Origin of the sequence: Novosphingobium sp. AAP1 (genome assembly GCF_001295765.1) — a bacterium.
In the GTDB taxonomy this organism is placed as follows: domain Bacteria; phylum Pseudomonadota; class Alphaproteobacteria; order Sphingomonadales; family Sphingomonadaceae; genus Novosphingobium; species Novosphingobium capsulatum.
Genome location: NZ_LJHO01000004.1, coordinates 38,337 through 53,396 on the forward strand (window position 1 = coordinate 38,337; position 15,060 = coordinate 53,396).

At 67.7% G+C, this 15,060-nt stretch carries 12 protein-coding genes; 7 read left to right on the forward strand and 5 right to left on the reverse strand.

The window, feature by feature from the left end; genetic code table 11:
* The first annotated feature begins 130 nt into the window (after positions 1-130).
* The 4 genes from coaBC to IP65_RS09910 all read left to right on the forward strand — a co-directional run bounded on the left by coaBC (position 131) and on the right by IP65_RS09910 (position 4,172).
* On the forward strand, positions 131-1,372 hold the full coding sequence (gene coaBC / locus IP65_RS09895) for a bifunctional phosphopantothenoylcysteine decarboxylase/phosphopantothenate--cysteine ligase CoaBC (RefSeq protein WP_054131608.1): 1,242 nt from the start codon (positions 131-133) through the stop codon (positions 1,370-1,372).
* Positions 1,373-1,404: 32 nt separating this feature from the next.
* Positions 1,405-1,848 (forward strand): dUTP diphosphatase, encoded by a 444-nt coding sequence (gene dut / locus IP65_RS09900; RefSeq protein ID WP_231627640.1) that lies wholly within the window; start codon positions 1,405-1,407, stop codon positions 1,846-1,848.
* 8 nt (positions 1,849-1,856) lie between these two features.
* On the forward strand, positions 1,857-2,990 hold the full coding sequence (locus IP65_RS09905; protein ID WP_054131840.1) for a pyridoxal phosphate-dependent aminotransferase: 1,134 nt from the start codon (positions 1,857-1,859) through the stop codon (positions 2,988-2,990).
* 75 nt (positions 2,991-3,065) lie between these two features.
* A complete protein-coding gene (locus IP65_RS09910; protein ID WP_054131610.1) occupies positions 3,066-4,172 on the forward strand; it encodes a helix-turn-helix transcriptional regulator in 1,107 nt (368 codons plus the stop codon).
* 71 nt (positions 4,173-4,243) lie between these two features.
* Here the strand turns inward: IP65_RS09910 and rpsI are convergent, their stop codons facing one another.
* The 3 genes from rpsI to IP65_RS09925 form a co-directional block, all read right to left on the reverse strand.
* Positions 4,244-4,789 (reverse strand): 30S ribosomal protein S9, encoded by a 546-nt coding sequence (gene rpsI / locus IP65_RS09915; protein ID WP_022675320.1) that lies wholly within the window; start codon positions 4,787-4,789, stop codon positions 4,244-4,246.
* A gap of 2 nt (positions 4,790-4,791) precedes the next feature.
* Positions 4,792-5,271 (reverse strand): 50S ribosomal protein L13, encoded by a 480-nt coding sequence (gene rplM, locus IP65_RS09920; RefSeq protein WP_022675321.1) that lies wholly within the window; start codon positions 5,269-5,271, stop codon positions 4,792-4,794.
* Positions 5,272-5,429: 158 nt separating this feature from the next.
* Positions 5,430-6,539, reverse strand: coding sequence for a COX15/CtaA family protein (locus tag IP65_RS09925; protein WP_082350099.1), 1,110 nt, complete (start codon positions 6,537-6,539; stop codon positions 5,430-5,432).
* Between the two features lie 157 nt (positions 6,540-6,696).
* Here IP65_RS09925 and IP65_RS09930 point away from each other — a divergent pair, with 157 nt between their 5' ends.
* Both IP65_RS09930 and thiS read left to right on the forward strand, forming a co-directional pair.
* On the forward strand, positions 6,697-7,071 hold the full coding sequence (locus IP65_RS09930; RefSeq protein ID WP_022675323.1) for a MerC domain-containing protein: 375 nt from the start codon (positions 6,697-6,699) through the stop codon (positions 7,069-7,071).
* Positions 7,072-7,111: 40 nt separating this feature from the next.
* Positions 7,112-8,122: a sulfur carrier protein ThiS gene (gene thiS, locus IP65_RS09935; protein ID WP_082350072.1), complete on the forward strand. Its 1,011-nt coding sequence runs from the start codon at positions 7,112-7,114 to the stop codon at positions 8,120-8,122.
* 72 nt (positions 8,123-8,194) lie between these two features.
* Here thiS and IP65_RS09940 read toward each other — a convergent pair whose 3' ends face one another.
* Positions 8,195-10,459, reverse strand: coding sequence for an NADP-dependent malic enzyme (locus tag IP65_RS09940; protein ID WP_054131611.1), 2,265 nt, complete (start codon positions 10,457-10,459; stop codon positions 8,195-8,197).
* A gap of 90 nt (positions 10,460-10,549) precedes the next feature.
* Complete coding sequence (locus IP65_RS09945; protein ID WP_022675326.1) at positions 10,550-12,178, reverse strand: hypothetical protein; 1,629 nt, start codon at positions 12,176-12,178, stop codon at positions 10,550-10,552.
* A 220-nt stretch (positions 12,179-12,398) separates the two neighbouring features.
* On the opposite strand from IP65_RS09945, the gene mutS reads away from it, so the two are divergent.
* On the forward strand, positions 12,399-14,975 hold the full coding sequence (mutS, locus tag IP65_RS09950) for a DNA mismatch repair protein MutS (RefSeq protein WP_054131612.1): 2,577 nt from the start codon (positions 12,399-12,401) through the stop codon (positions 14,973-14,975).
* Positions 14,976-15,060: the final 85 nt, after the last annotated feature.

Here is a 15,060-nt window from a genome sequence, read left to right on the forward strand (position 1 = left end):
TCTATTTGTCGCAAGTCTGACAAACTTTCGGACAGCTTGCAAAGAAAATGAACGACGCAAATCCGCCGTTTTCCAGCCATCACGGTAGGAAACCTTGCGCCCGCACCGCCAAGGCGGCACAAGCCGCGTCATGATCGCGCCCACGCCCTCTCCCCGCATCCTGCTGATCGTCGGAGGCGGCATTGCCGCCTACAAGGCCTGCGAACTCGTCCGCCTGATCCGCAAGGGCGGGGGCGATGTCACCTGCGTGCTGACCGAGGGCGGCGCCCATTTCGTGACCGCGATGACGCTGGCCGCGCTCAGCGAAAACCCCGTGCACACCACGCTGTGGGATCTGAAGAACGAAGTGGAAATGGGCCATATCCAGCTGTCGCGGCAGGCAGACCTGGTGGTGGTGTGCCCGGCCACGGCCGATCTGCTGGCGCGCATGGCCGCCGGCATTGCCGACGATCTTGCCACCACGCTGCTGCTCGCCACCGACAAGCCGGTGCTGGCAGTGCCGGCGATGAACGTGCGCATGTGGCAGCATGCCGCCACCGTGCGCAATGTCGCCACCTTGCGCGCAGCGGGCGTGAGCGTGGTGGAACCCGATGTCGGCGCGATGGCCTGCGGCGAATTCGGCCCCGGCCGCCTGCCCGAACCCGAGGCGATCTGGGCGGCGATACAAGGCGCGTTGTCCGACAGCGCCAGCCCGTGCGCCGCACCCACCCCTGGCCCGCTAGCCGGGCGCCATGTTCTGGTCACCGCCGGCCCCACCCACGAACCGATCGATCCGGTGCGCTATATTGCCAACCGATCGAGCGGGCGGCAGGGCTTTGCCATTGCCGCCGCCGCCGCGCAGGCCGGCGCGCGCGTGACGCTGGTGGCCGGGCCGGTCACGCTGCCCACGCCAGCGGGCGTTGATCGCGTGGACGTGGAAACCGCGCGCGAGATGGCCGCGGCGGTCAACGCAGCCCTTCCTGCAGACGTGGCGGTGATGGTGGCGGCCGTGGCCGATTGGCGCACCGCCGATGCCCCGGCGCACAAGCTCAAGAAGGATGGCAGCGGCACCCCGCCGCCGCTCGCCCTGGTGGAAAACCCCGATATCCTCGCCACGCTGTGCCGCGATCCGCGCCGGCCCGCGCTGGTGGTGGGCTTTGCCGCCGAAACCAACGATGTCATTGCCCACGCCGTGGCCAAGCGCGCGCGCAAGGGGGCAGACTGGATCGTGGCCAACGACGTTTCGGGCGACGTCATGGGCGGGACGGCCAACACCGTCCACATCATCGATGCCGAGGGCGTGGACAGCCTGCCCGAAATGCCCAAGGACGCCGTGGCCGAGGCCATCGTCGCCCGCATCGCCCACACCCTTGCCAACGGAACACCCGCATGACCGTCTCATCGCATTCAAGCCCGGTCCCCATCATGTTCAAGCGCCTGCCGCATGGCGAGGGGCTGCCCCTGCCTGCCTATGCCACCGATGGTGCTGCCGGGATGGACGTGGTTGCGGCCGAGGATCTGGACCTGGCGCCGGGCGCCCGCCATGCCGTGGCCACGGGCCTGGCCCTGGCGATCCCGTACGGGTTTGAAATCCAGGTGCGGCCGCGTTCTGGGCTGGCGCTCAAGCACGGCATTTCCGTGCCCAATGCCCCCGGCACCATCGACAGCGACTATCGCGGCGAACTCAAGGTCATCCTGATCAACCACGGCAGCGAAAGCTTTTCGATCCAGCGCGGCGATCGCGTGGCGCAACTGGTGCTGGCGCCGGTGGTGCGTGGCACCTGGCTCGAGGTGGGCGAACTGGACGATACCGCGCGCGGGGCTGGTGGCTTTGGCTCGACCGGCGGCGTTGTGGCCCTGGGCAATTGAGCGCGCGCATGAACCTGCCCGATTTCCGCCTAGAGGCCTATTTCTCGCACTGGGAATTTGCCGCCCGCCACCATCTGACCGCATCCGATGCGCAAAGCATGACGGTGCGCGAGCTGCTGGCGCTGGCCGATCCGGCCGATGCCGCCGCCTTCGATGCGCAATGGCTGGGCTATACCCAGACGTTCGGCGCACCGGTGCTGCGCGCGGAAATCGCCCGCACCTATGACACCATGACGCCCGACAACGTGCTGTGCTTTGCCGGCGCGGAAGAAGGCATCTATGTGGCCAACCACGTACTGCTGGGGGCTGACGATCACGCCATCGTCATCACGCCCAATTACCAGGCCGCCGAAACCGTGCCGCTCTCGCTTTGCGCCGTCACCGGGGTCCCGCTCAATCCCGACCAGGGCTGGCGGCTCGATCTCGATCGCGTGGCCGCCGCCATCCGCCCCAATACGCGGCTGGTGTCGATCAATTTTCCGCACAATCCCACCGGCTGCATCCCCGATCGCGCCACGCTCGATGGGCTGGTGGCGCTGTGCCGCCGCCACGGCATCTGGCTCTTCAGCGACGAGGTCTATCGCCTGCTCGGCCCCGACCCGGCGCGGCACCTGCCGCAAGTGGCCGATATCTATGAGCGCGGCCTGTCGCTCAATGTGCTGTCCAAGGCCTATGGCCTGCCGGGGCTGCGCATCGGCTGGATCGCCTGCCAGGACCAGGAACTGCTCTCGCGCATGGAGCGGATGAAGCACTACCTGTCGATCTGCAACTCTGCGCCGAGCGAAGCGCTGGGCATCATCGCCCTGCGTGCAGGCGAGCGCATCGTTGGGCGCAACAACGCCCTGGTGCTCGCCAACCTTGCACTACTCGATGCGTTCTTTGCCGATTATCCGCACCTGTTCGAATGGACGCGATCGGATGGCGGCTGCGTGGGCTATCCGCGCTGGCGCGGACCGGGTACGGTGGACGCGTTCTGCGAAGACCTGGTGACCCAGGCCGGCGTGCTGTTGCTGCCTTCGGGCATCTATCATTCCGAACTGGGCCCCGTCCCCACCGACCGGTTCCGTATCGGCTTTGGCCGGGCCAACGTGCCCGACAGCATCGCGGCCTTCCGCGCCTATCTCGAAAAGCGGCAGCTCTGATCAGGCCGGCTGTTTTCCTGTCACAATCTGCGCTAACCTTACCGTGGGGAACGGCGGGCAGGTGATTTGGCGGGCATGTTCGATGCGGGGCTGATCGGCGATATCTATGAAGCGGCGGCCGTGCCCGAACGCTGGCTGGCGGTATTGCAGTCCTTGGCCGAGCGATTGGGCGCACAAGGCAGCAACCTGATCCGCATCGGCCCGCAAGGCATGGCGATCACCTCCACCGATGGCGTGCGCGCCATGACCGAGGCGTTCATGGAGCAGGGCTTCAACGCCCACAACACGCGCGTGGGCCGCCTGATGGAACGCGGCGCGCATCCCGGCTTCCTGACCGACAGCGACCTGCACACCGCGCAAGAACTGGCGACGCTGCCAATCTATGCGCAATTCCTCACGCCGCACCGTGCCGACGCCGGCGCGGCAACGCTGGTTCAGGGCGCGGGGGACGATGGCCTGATCCTGGCAGTGGAAGGCTTTTCCAGCCATGCCGCCTCGCGCACGGCGGCGCGCCAGCTCGACAGCCTGCGGCCGCACCTCGCCCGCGCCCTGGCGCTGAGCGCGCAACTGCGGATGCAGCGCCTGTCGGCCGCGGTCGGTGCGCTGGAACTGGTGAGCGTGGCCGCAGCCGTGATCGATCCGGTTGGCCGGATCGAGGCGATGAACGCCCTTTTCACCCAGGCGATGGACCACCTGCTGACCCAGCGCGCCGGCGCTCTGCGCGCCATGCACCCTGCATGCGACAGCCAATTGCGCGCCGCGATCATGGGATTGCAGGCCGGCAGCGGCAACCCCGGCGGTGCCTCGCTGCCCTTGCGCGACGCGGCCGGCCTGGCCCGCCATGCCCTGCACCTCGTGCCGCTGCGCGGGGCTGGCCACGATGCCTTTGACAGCGCGGGCGCGGTGATCATCCTGGCCAGTGCCGGCAATCCCAGCGTACCCGGCGCCGACCTAATCCGCGCGCTGTTCGACCTGACCCCGGCCGAAGCCCGCGTCGCCCGCGCGGTGGCCCAGGGCCTGTCCCCCACAGATATCGCCCAGCGCCACGCCGCCTCGCCCGCCACCGTGCGCACCCAGCTCAAGCACGTCTTCGCCAAGACCGGCGTGACCCGCCAGAGCGAACTGGCCGTCCTGCTCGCCTCGCTGCGCAGCCCGGCCGATGCGGACGCGGCAGCATCCTGACCTGTGCGGTACTCGCAAACAAAAAGGGCCGGCCCGAAGGCCAGCCCTTGATGTAGTCGTTGTCGAAGCGATTAGCGCTTCGAGAACTGGAAGCTGCGGCGTGCCTTGGCGCGGCCGTACTTCTTGCGCTCCACCACGCGGCTGTCGCGGGTGAGGAAGCCGGCGGCCTTGACGGCGCCGCGCAGCGCGGGTTCGAACTTCGAGAGAGCCTGGGCGATGCCGTGCTTCACGGCGCCAGCCTGGCCCGACAGACCGCCGCCCTTGACGGTGGCGATGATGTCGTACTGGCCTTCGCGGTCAGAAACCTGGAACGGCTGGTTGATCACCAGGCGCAGGGTCGGACGGGCGAAGTACACTTCCTGGTCGCGGCCGTTGACCACGATCTTGCCGCTGCCGGGCTTGAGCCACACGCGGGCCACGGCATCCTTGCGGCGGCCGGTGGCATAGGAACGGCCGAAGGCGTCGACTTCGCGATCGCGCAGCGGGGCGGTGGGAGCAGCAGGCGCAACCGGCGCGTCGCCTTCGGCGGCGGGCGCTTCGGCAGCAGCAGGAGCGGGAGCGGCAGACGTCAGGTTCTTGAGGTCGGCCAGGCTCGAGACGGTGTCGTTATCGGCCATGATCAGGCACCCACCTTGTTCTTGCGGTTCATCGAGGCGACGTCGAGCGCCACCGGCTGGGTGCCACCATGCGGGTGTTCAGTACCGGCATAGAGGTGCAGCGCACGCATCTGGGCGCGGCCGAGCGGACCACGGGGGATCATGCGCTCAACAGCCTTTTCCAGCACGCGCTCGGGGAAGCGACCACCCAGGACCTTGTCCGCGGTGACTTCCTTGATGCCGCCGGCATAGCCGGTGTGCTTGTAATAGGTCTTGGCCTTGAGCTTGTTGCCCGTCAGGCGCACCTTGTCGGCGTTGATCACGACAACGTGATCGCCGCAATCGACGTGGGGCGTGAAGCTGGGCTTGTGCTTGCCGCGCAAACGGTTGGCGATGATGACGGCGAGGCGGCCGACCACCAGGCCTTCGGCATCAATAAGATGCCAGTTCTTTTCCACCTCGGCCGGCTTGATCGACCGGGTGACCTTGCTGAGAGCCTTCATGGCTGTTCGGTTCCCTGGATGATGGGTTACCCCATCGCGTGCCGGACTTGGCACAAACGGGGTGAAGAACCGCGCCTTTGTTGCAAAGCGCCCCAAGAGTCAAGCAAACCGGGCCTTTGCGGAGAGGTAAAATAATACCTCTCCCAAAAATGCGCTGATCAGGCCGCGTTTTTGACCCGGCCCAGGGCATGCGCTCCCCACACCGTGCAGATCAGCAGGATCGCGCCGCACAGCTGGTGCAGCACCGCCAACCACAGCGAAACCCCGCTATAGACCGTGGCGATGCCCAGCAGCACTTGCGTGCCAAAGGCGCTGTGAATGGCGATGGAAGCCCGGCGCTGCCCTGCCCGGCGCAGCCGGCGCGCCATGACCACCAGCACGGCCACCACGGCCCAGGCCCACCAGCGGTGGAAGAAATGCACGAGATAGGGATCGCCGGTCAGCGTGGCCCAGGCGCCGCGCGCCCATTCCACGCCGGCAGGAAAGAAGCTGCCCTGCATCAATGGCCAGGCATCCCACGAAAACCACCCTGCGCCCGCGACGACGCCCGCGCGCAAGCCCGCCAGGAACGCGCCATAAACCAGCTGCAGCGCCAGCATGCCCAGCGCGAGCGTACCCAGCCCCGTCAACCGCGCCCGCGCCTCTCCCCGCGCCAGAGCGCGCAGGTCGAGCATGGTCCACACGATCCCGGCCAGGGTGAACAGCGCCACGCCCAGGTGGGTCGCCAGGCGATAGTGGCTGACCTTCACATCGTGGACGATGCCGGACTTGACCATCCACCAGCCCACCGCGCCCTGCAACGCGCCCAGCGCCAGCAGCGCAAGCAGCCGCGGCGCATAGCCGGCCGGAATCTTGCCGCGCAGCCAGAACCACGCGAGCGGCGCGGCAAACGCCAGGCCGATGGTGCGCGCCAAGAGGCGGTGCACCCATTCCCAGAAGAAGATGAACTTGTAGGTCGCCAGCGTCATGCCCGCCGGGCCATTGACCAGGATATATTGCGGGGTCTGGCGATAGGCATCGAATTCGGCCTGCCACTGCGCCTGAGTCAGAGGCGGCAAGGCGCCCGACACCACGTTCCATTCGGTGATCGACACGCCCGATTCGGTCAGCCGGGTAATCCCGCCCACCACCACGATCGCCACGATCATCGCGGCCACCACGGCCAGCCAGCGCACAAGGCCCTGCGTCGGAACCGCCTGAGTGGCAGGCGCGCGCGGCGTGGCAGAAGCATGGGGCGCCGATGCAGGCGAAGCAGTGCGGGAAGCCATCATGGGCCGTTCTCTCGCGCCTTGCGCCAGGCCGCGCAAGTGGCATTTGGGGGAAGCGCGGTTTTGCACCCCGTCGCCAACGGTCCTTCCCGTGCGGCCCCAATGGCCTTCCGTCAAAACGCTTGAATCATGATACAACATTACATATATGCGCGCCATGAACCAGGCACTCCTCACCCTGCGCAGCCGGCTCGACCGTTTCGGCGTGATCCTCTCGGGGCTGTGCATGATTCACTGCCTGGCCGGGCTGTTCCTGGTTGGCGTGCTGGGCCTGGGCGGCGGAGTGCTGCTCAACCCCGAAATCCATCACATCGGCCTGGTCCTGGCGATCGTGATCAGTGCCGCCACGATTGGCATGGGCGCGCTGCGCCACGGCCACCGCCTGCCGTTGGCGCTGGGCCTGGCCGGGCTGGCGCTGATGACGGCGGCGGTGATGGTCGGCCATGGCGCGGCGGAATCGGTGCTGACCATCGCCGGCGTGCTGCTGGTGGCCTCTGCCCATGTGGTCAACATGCGGCGGAATGCCTGCTGAAGCCTTGCACCATGCCGTGCCCTCGTTAAAGCACGCAGCCATGGCCACGAACCCGCAAAGCTCGACCCTGTCGCTCACGCTCAACGGCGAACCGCGCCGCGCTGCTCCCGGCACGATTGCCGATCTGGTGCGCACCCTGGACCTCGATCCGGCCAAGGTGGCCGTGGAGCGCAATGGCGATATCGTGCCACGCTCCACCCTGACGCAGGTGCCGCTTGCCGATGGCGACGTGCTGGAGATCGTGCATTTCGTGGGTGGCGGCGATGGCGATGGCGCGGCCTCAGACGATACCTGGACCGTGGCCGGCCGCACGTTCCGCTCGCGCCTGATCGTGGGCACCGGCAAGTACAAGGATTTTGCCCAGAACGCGGCCGCGCTGGCGGCCTCGGGCGCGGAAATCGTCACCGTCGCGGTGCGCCGCGTTAATGTGTCGGACCCCAAGGCGCCGATGCTGACCGACTATATCGATCCGCGCCAGGTCACCTATCTGCCCAACACTGCCGGCTGCTTTACCGCCGAAGACGCCATCCGCACCCTGCGCCTGGCGCGCGAGGCGGGCGGCTGGGACTTGGTCAAGCTGGAAGTGCTGGGCGAGGCGCGCACGCTCTATCCCGATATGCGTGAAACCCTGCGCGCCACCGAAGTGCTGGCCAGGGAAGGCTTCCTGCCGATGGTCTATTGCGCCGATGACCCGATCGCCGCGCGCCAGCTGGAAGAAGCCGGCGCGGTGGCGATCATGCCGCTGGGCGCGCCGATCGGCTCGGGCCTGGGCATCCAGAACAAGGTGATGATCCGCCTGATCGTGGAAGGGGCCAAGGTGCCGGTGCTGGTCGATGCCGGCGTGGGCACGGCCAGCGATGCCGCCGTGGCGATGGAACTGGGCTGCACCGGCGTGCTGATGAACACCGCCATTGCCGAGGCCAAAGACCCGATCCGCATGGCCCGTGCGATGAAGGCCGCAGTCGAGGCCGGGCGCGATGCCTATCTTGCCGGCCGCATGGCCACGCGCCGCTATGCCGATCCGTCGAGCCCGCTCGCCGGGCTGATCTGATCGGATCAAACTTGCACAAAAAAGGGGGCGCAGACCGCATGGCCTGCGCCCCCTTTTTTGTCTTCAGCCCTGTCAGGCGGTGATGCCTGCCGCAGCCAGCACCGCCAGGGTCAGCAGGTCGGGTGCGGTTGCCGTCATCGGGGCGATCTGCACCGGCTTTTCCATGTTGAGCAGCATCGGGCCGATCATGGCGTTGCCGCCCAGCTCGCGCAGCAGCTTGGCCGAGATATTGGCCGATTGCAGACCCGGCATGATCAGCACGTTGGCCGGGCCAGACAGGCGGCAGAACGGATAGGTCTGCATGATGCGCGGGTTGAGCGCGGCATCAGGCGCCATTTCGCCTTCGTATTCAAAGCCCGGCTGGCGTTCATCGAGGATCGCGACCGCATCGCGCAGTGCATCGAGCCACTTGCCATAGGGATTGCCGAACGTGGAATAGGAAAGGAACGCCACGCGCGGTTCGTGGCCCATGCGGCGGGCAACGGCGGCCGTCTCGATGGCGATATCGGCCAGTTCCTCGGCATTGGGGCGCTCGTTGACCGTGGTATCGGCCAGGAACACCGTGCGGTTCTTGCCCACCATCAGGTGCACGCCGAACGGCAGGTGCCCGGGCTTGGGCCCCAGCACGCGGCGAATTTCCTTCATGGTCTGCGCAAACGGGCGGGTGGTGCCCGAAATCATCGCATCGCCATGGCCCAGCGCCAGCAGCAGCGCGGCGAACACGTTGCGATCGTTGTTGACCATGCGGCGCACGTCGCGTTCCAGGAAGCCCCGGCGCTGCAGGCGCGGATAGAGGTAAGCCACCATGTCTTCCACCAGCGGCGAGACATTGGAGTTGTGGATTTCAAAGCTGGACGGGTTGGACACGCCCAGTTCCGACAGCTTGTCGAGCACGCCCTGGGTGCGGCCGACCAGCACCGGCGTGCCATAGCCGAAATCGCGGAACTGGATCGCGGCGCGCAGCACCACTTCCTGCTCGGCCTCGGCAAAGACCACCCGCTTGGGGTTCTGCTTGACGCTGGCATAGACGTTGGTGAGCACCGAGGTCGTCGGGTTGAGCCGCGCCTTGAGGCTTTCGCGATAGGCTTCGAAATCCTCGATCGCCTTGCGCGCCACGCCGGTTTCCATCGCCGCCTTGGCCACGGCCGAGGAAACCCGCTCCATCAGGCGCGGATCGAACGGGGCGGGGATGATGTAGTCCAGACCGAACTGGTGGTTCTTGCCATAGGCGGCAGCCACTTCCTCGGGCACGGGCTCGCGCGCCAGTTCGGCGATCGCAGAAGCCGCGGCGATCTTCATTTCCTCGTTGATCGCGGTAGCCTGCACATCCAGCGCGCCGCGGAAAATGTACGGGAAACCCAGGACGTTGTTGACCTGGTTGGGATAGTCGGAACGGCCGGTGGCGATCACGCAATCCGGGCGCACGGCCTTGGCCGCGTCGGGATTGATTTCGGGATCGGGGTTGGCCATCGCGAAGATGATCGGCTGCGGCGCCATCTTCTTGACCCATTCGGGCTTGAGCGCATCGGCCGCCGACAGGCCCAGGAAAATGTCGGCGCCATCGAGCGCCTCTTCCAGCGTGCGGGCCGGGGTATCGACCGCGTGGGCGCTCTTCCACTGGTCCATGCTGTCGGTACGGCCGCGATAGATCGTGCCCGTGCGGTCGCACATGATCACGTTGTCGTGGCGCACGCCCATGGCCTTGATCAGTTCGGTGCAGGCAATCGCCGCCGCGCCCGCGCCGTTGACCACGACCTTGACCTCGGACATCGCGCGGCCGGTCAGGTGGCAGGCATTGAGCAGGCCGGCGGCGGTGATGATCGCGGTTCCGTGCTGGTCATCGTGCATCACCGGAATCTTCAGCCGCTCGCGCAGGGCCTGCTCGATGATGAAGCATTCCGGAGCCTTGATGTCTTCCAGGTTGATCCCGCCAAAGCTGGGCTCCATCAGGGCGACGGCCTCGATAAAGGCTTCGGGGTCTTCGGTGGCGAGTTCGATGTCGATCGAGTCGACATCGGCAAAGCGCTTGAACAGCACCGCCTTGCCTTCCATCACCGGCTTCGACGCCAAGGCACCCAGATTGCCCAAGCCCAGGATGGCGGTGCCGTTGGAAATCACCGCCACCAGGTTGCCCTTGGCGGTATAGTCATAGGCCGTGGCGGGATTGTCCGCGATGGCCAGCACCGGCACGGCCACGCCGGGCGAATAGGCCAGGCTGAGATCGCGCTGCGTGGCCATCGGCTTGGAGGCGATGATCTCGATTTTGCCAGGCCGGATCGTGTTGTGATAGAAAAGCGCTTCGCGTTCGGTGAAACGGACGTTGCTTTCCTCGGACATTCGCGCACTCCCGGCAGACTGGAAACTCGTCTTGCCCCCTTGCACATTCGAATGCGCTAGGGAAGGCTTGAGCGCGCACGAAATGATCCCTTACAAATCGCGCGCCTGCCATTTGGGCAGGCCCAGCGGCCGCACGGCAAACAGCAGGCTGCGCCCCTGCTGCCACACCAGGCGCAGGCGTGGATCGGGGTTGCGCGGCAGGCCGGTATCGATCAGCCAGACGTAATCGACCCGTTCCACCGGGGCAAAGCGCAGGGCCGAGTCGATCGAGCGCAGCCGCCCGCTGGCGCAGCGCCGCGACCACACGAATTCCGACGGATCGGCCGCGAAATTGCGCGCCGGGCGGAACCGCGGCACGACCATGTGCAGACCGGGTACGGCCCAGTTGTCGTTCACCCAGGCCTGGCGATAGACGCTAGCCAGGCTGGCGAGGTGATCGCGCCGGGTGTTGCGCCACGCTTCCTCCAGGCAGGAATGTTCCACGAACGTGAGGATGCGGGCGCCCGGCTCGATATGTTCGAGCGCGGATAGCTGCTGGCGATAGTCATCGGCATAATCGACGAAGCTGGCCGCCGTGACCACCGTGCGCAGGCCAAGCAGAACCAGCCCGGCATAGGCCACGGCGCGGGCCACGCGCGGGCGCGCGCCGCTCCAGTCCTGCAGGCCCAGCAACAGCATCATCGCCGGGGGCAGCAGGCGCACGTCGACAAAGGCGCTGCCGTTGATATCGCTCGGGATGATCACATAGAGGATCAGCACGCACAGCCCCGGCAGGCCGCGCTGCCAGTTCCACCGCCCGCCCAGCCAGAACCCGCCGAGCAGCAGGATATAGGCGGCGGCCGTGGTGATCACGTCGAGCGCAAACGACTGGTCGCGCAAGGTGATGCCCAGGAACACGCCCTTCTGTTCCCAGCGCCAGGCATTGAGGCTGCGCGCTGGTTCGGGCGAGAACAGCTTCCACAAGACGATGGTCAGCACCGTGGCGAGCAGCGGCCAGCACAGCACGATGAGGCGCCCGGCGGCGGCCTTCCAATCGTGCGTGGCGATCACCGTGCGCCAGCGCGACGGGCGCCACCAACCGGCCGGCAGGTTGTCCAGTTCGCGGCCAAAGGCATTGGCGCCCACCATCACCGCCAGCAGCAGCCCGCCGATGGCATGGCACAGCATCGCCAGCGGCTGGGCCACCACGAGCAGGCCGGCGCGGTCACGCGGGCGGTCCTCCAGCGCCATCGCCGCGGCAAAGGCGCACAGCGACAGGCCGGTGCCCAGGATATAGTTGAGGAACCCGGTCAGCAGCGGAAAGCTGAACACCCACATCAGCGCCCAGGGCGCGCCATGGCCGCCGCGGGCATTGGCCACCCGCACCGTGGCCAGGCAGCCGCCGGCAAACAGGCCCGTGGCCAGCACCGTGCTCCACCACCCGGCTGCCAGCACCCCCAGCCAGCCGCCCAGCACTTTCATCAGCACGTCGCCGCCGATGTTGAGCGTGAACACCCACTTCCAGCCCAGATACTTGCCCAGCGGGCTATCCGGCCCAGCCGCCTCGATCGCGGCGGCACCCATGTGTCCCGGCACGTCGATCAGCGGCGGCACATCGACCAGCACGAACGGAAAGCAGATCAGCAGCACGCCCAGGATGATCGCCGGCGTTGAAAGCCAGGGCAGACCCCCGCCGCGCCAATCGAGCAGAAACCGGAACCGCTTGGGGGAAACTTGCATCAGGCCTCTTTTGCGCTGCGTCGGGCTGGGGTGGAAACAGGGATGGATACTGGGCGTGGAGCGCCTGCCCTTATCACGCCGATGCCGCCATGGGGAGCCGTGACACCCGCAGGCCGCCCTGCCGGCCTATCCGGCCTGTTCATAAGGCCCGCCTGCGGGTTTGAGAATGCGCGCCGCCTGGGCTAGCGATAGCGCGATGTCCACCCCCGCCCCAACCCCGATGATGGCGCAATATCTGGCGCTCAAGGACCAGGCGCCCGATTGCCTGCTGTTCTATCGCATGGGCGATTTCTTCGAGCTGTTCTTCGATGATGCCCGCCAGGCCGCGCAGATCCTCGATATCGCGCTGACCAGCCGGGGGGAGCATGGCGGCGCGCCGATCCCGATGTGCGGCGTGCCGGTCCATTCGGCGGAAAGCTATCTTGCCCGGCTGATCCGCGCCGGTTGCCGCGTGGCCATTGCCGAGCAGGTGGAAAGCCCGGAAGAGGCCAAGAAGCGCGGTGGCTCCAAGGCCTTGGTGGCGCGCGACATCGTGCGCTTCGTCACCGCCGGCACCCTGACCGAGGAAGCGCTGCTCAACCCGCGCGAATCCAATGTCCTGGCCGCGCTCTGCCCGCTGCGCGACAGCGTCGGCCTCGCCTCGTGCGATATTTCCACCGGGCGGATGGAGCTGGAGGAATGCACGCCCGATCGGCTCGGCGCCGCGCTCGCCCGCCTCGGTGCGCGCGAGATCGTTGCCCCCGATGGCTGGGCCGATGCCCCGCTCGATGCCGTGCCGCGCGAAGGCCGCACGTTTGACAGCGCAGCGGGCGAAGCGCGCCTCAAAGAACTGCACGGTGTCGCCACGCTCGATGGCTTTGGCATGTTCGGCCGCGCCATGCTGGCGGCGGCGGGCGGGCTGATCGCCTATCTCGACCATGTCGGGCGCGGGCGCCTGCCGCTGCTGCTGCCGCCGGTGGCGCGCGGGGCCGATGCGCACATGGCGATGGACGAGGCGACGCGCGCCAGTCTGGAAGTGCTGGTGTCGGCCAGCGGCACGCGCAAGGGCAGCCTGGCCGAGGCGATCGATCGCTGCGTCACCGGTGCCGGCGCGCGCCTGCTCGCCGAAGACCTCGCCGCGCCGCTGCTCGATCTGGCGCAGATCCGCGCCCGCCTGGAAACGGTGCAGTGGCTGGTCGATGATCCGCTGCTGCGGGCCGATCTGCGCGCCACCTTGCGCACTGTGCCCGATCTCGGCCGCGCGCTGGGCCGCGTCGTCGCCGGGCGCGGTTCGCCGCGCGATCTGGGCCAGTTGCGCGATGGCCTGGCCCAGGCGCGGCACCTGCACGACAGCCTTTCGGCGCGCGCCGATCGCCCGGCCCTGATCGCCGCGCTGTTGCCGCATCTGGCCGGCCATGGCGCGCTGGTCGATCTCTATACCCGCGCCCTGGTGCCCACCCCGCCCACCGAGCGCAGCCAGGGTGGGTTCATCGCCGAAGGCTATGATGCCGGGCTCGACGAACTGCGCGCCGCAGCCGGCAATTCGCGCCGCGCCATCGCCGCGCTGGAAGCCAAGTACCGCGACGAGACCGGCGTTGCCGCCTTGAAGATCCGCCACAACGGCGTGCTGGGCTATTTCATCGAAGTGCCCGCGCGCCATGCCGACCGGCTGATGGCGCCCGATTCCGGCTTTACGCATCGCCAGACCATGGCCGGCGCGGTGCGTTTCAATGCGCTGGCCCTGCACGAGGAAGCCAGCCGCATCGCCGAGGCCGGCGGCCATGCCCTGGCCGCCGAGGAAGCCCATTTCGAAGACCTGATCGCCCAGGCCGTCGCCGCGCGCGAGGGCATTGCCGCCACCGCCGCCGCGCTGGCCCGCATCGACGTGGCCGCCAGCCATGCCGAGCGCGCCGGCGAGGGCGGCTGGTGCCTGCCGCAGGTGGTGGAAGAACCGGTGCTGGCAATCACCGGCGGCCGCCACCCGGTGGTGGAAGCCGCGCTGGCCAAGGCGGGCGAGCGGTTCGTGGCCAACGATTGCCAACTGGCCGAGGCGGACCGGCTGTGGCTGGTCGGCGGGCCGAACATGGGCGGCAAGTCCACCTTCCTGCGCCAGAACGCCTTGATCGTCCTGCTGGCCCAGGCCGGCAGCTATGTCCCCGCGCTTGATGCCACGGTAGGCCTGGTCGACCGGCTGTTCAGCCGTGTCGGCGCCAGCGACAACCTGGCGCGCGGGCGCTCCACGTTCATGGTCGAAATGGTCGAAACCGCCGCGATCCTGCAACAGGCCGGCCCGCGCAGCTTCGTCATCCTCGATGAAGTGGGGCGCGGCACGTCAACCTATGATGGCCTGGCCCTGGCCTGGGCCGTGGCCGAGGCGGTGCACGAAACCAACCGCAGCCGCTGCCTGTTCGCCACCCATTACCACGAGATGCAGCGCCTGGCGGAAACCTGCCCGGCGCTCTCGCTGCACCATGTGCGCGCGCGCGAGTGGAAAGGCGATCTGGTCCTGCTGCACGAAGTGACGCAAGGCCCGGCCGACAAGTCCTATGGCCTGGCCGTCGCGCGCCTGGCCGGCGTGCCCGAACCCGTGGTCAAGCGCGCGCGCAGCGTGCTCGACAAGCTGGAAAAGGGCCGCGCCGCCACCGGCGGCCTGGCTGCGGGCCTTGACGACCTGCCCCTGTTTGCCGCGGCGATCGAGGCGGCCGAGGACAAGGTCGATGCCTTGCGCGACAAGCTCAACGCGCTGGATATCGATGCGCTCTCCCCCCGCGCCGCGCTCGATCTGCTTTATGAACTCAAGCGCGAGGCAAACGCATAGCCCCTCCACCACCGCTTGCGCGGCGGTCCCCCTCCCCGCCTTCGGCAGGGAGGATCTTCAGGTCCTCCCCATCAGCGATGGGGAG

Coding starts and splice junctions, on each gene's coding strand:
- IP65_RS09945 (WP_022675326.1), bottom strand. CDS start 12,178: ATGCAAGTTTCCCCCAAGCGGTTCCGGTTTCTGCTCGATTGGCGCGGC.
- IP65_RS09925 (WP_082350099.1), bottom strand. CDS start 6,539: ATGGCTTCCCGCACTGCTTCGCCTGCATCGGCGCCCCATGCTTCTGCC.
- IP65_RS09905 (WP_054131840.1), top strand. CDS start 1,857: ATGAACCTGCCCGATTTCCGCCTAGAGGCCTATTTCTCGCACTGGGAA.
- rpsI (WP_022675320.1), bottom strand. CDS start 4,789: ATGGCCGATAACGACACCGTCTCGAGCCTGGCCGACCTCAAGAACCTG.
- thiS (WP_082350072.1), top strand. CDS start 7,112: ATGGCCACGAACCCGCAAAGCTCGACCCTGTCGCTCACGCTCAACGGC.
- IP65_RS09940 (WP_054131611.1), bottom strand. CDS start 10,459: ATGTCCGAGGAAAGCAACGTCCGTTTCACCGAACGCGAAGCGCTTTTC.
- dut (WP_231627640.1), top strand. CDS start 1,405: ATGTTCAAGCGCCTGCCGCATGGCGAGGGGCTGCCCCTGCCTGCCTAT.
- IP65_RS09910 (WP_054131610.1), top strand. CDS start 3,066: ATGTTCGATGCGGGGCTGATCGGCGATATCTATGAAGCGGCGGCCGTG.
- coaBC (WP_054131608.1), top strand. CDS start 131: ATGATCGCGCCCACGCCCTCTCCCCGCATCCTGCTGATCGTCGGAGGC.
- rplM (WP_022675321.1), bottom strand. CDS start 5,271: ATGAAGGCTCTCAGCAAGGTCACCCGGTCGATCAAGCCGGCCGAGGTG.
- IP65_RS09930 (WP_022675323.1), top strand. CDS start 6,697: ATGAACCAGGCACTCCTCACCCTGCGCAGCCGGCTCGACCGTTTCGGC.
- mutS (WP_054131612.1), top strand. CDS start 12,399: ATGATGGCGCAATATCTGGCGCTCAAGGACCAGGCGCCCGATTGCCTG.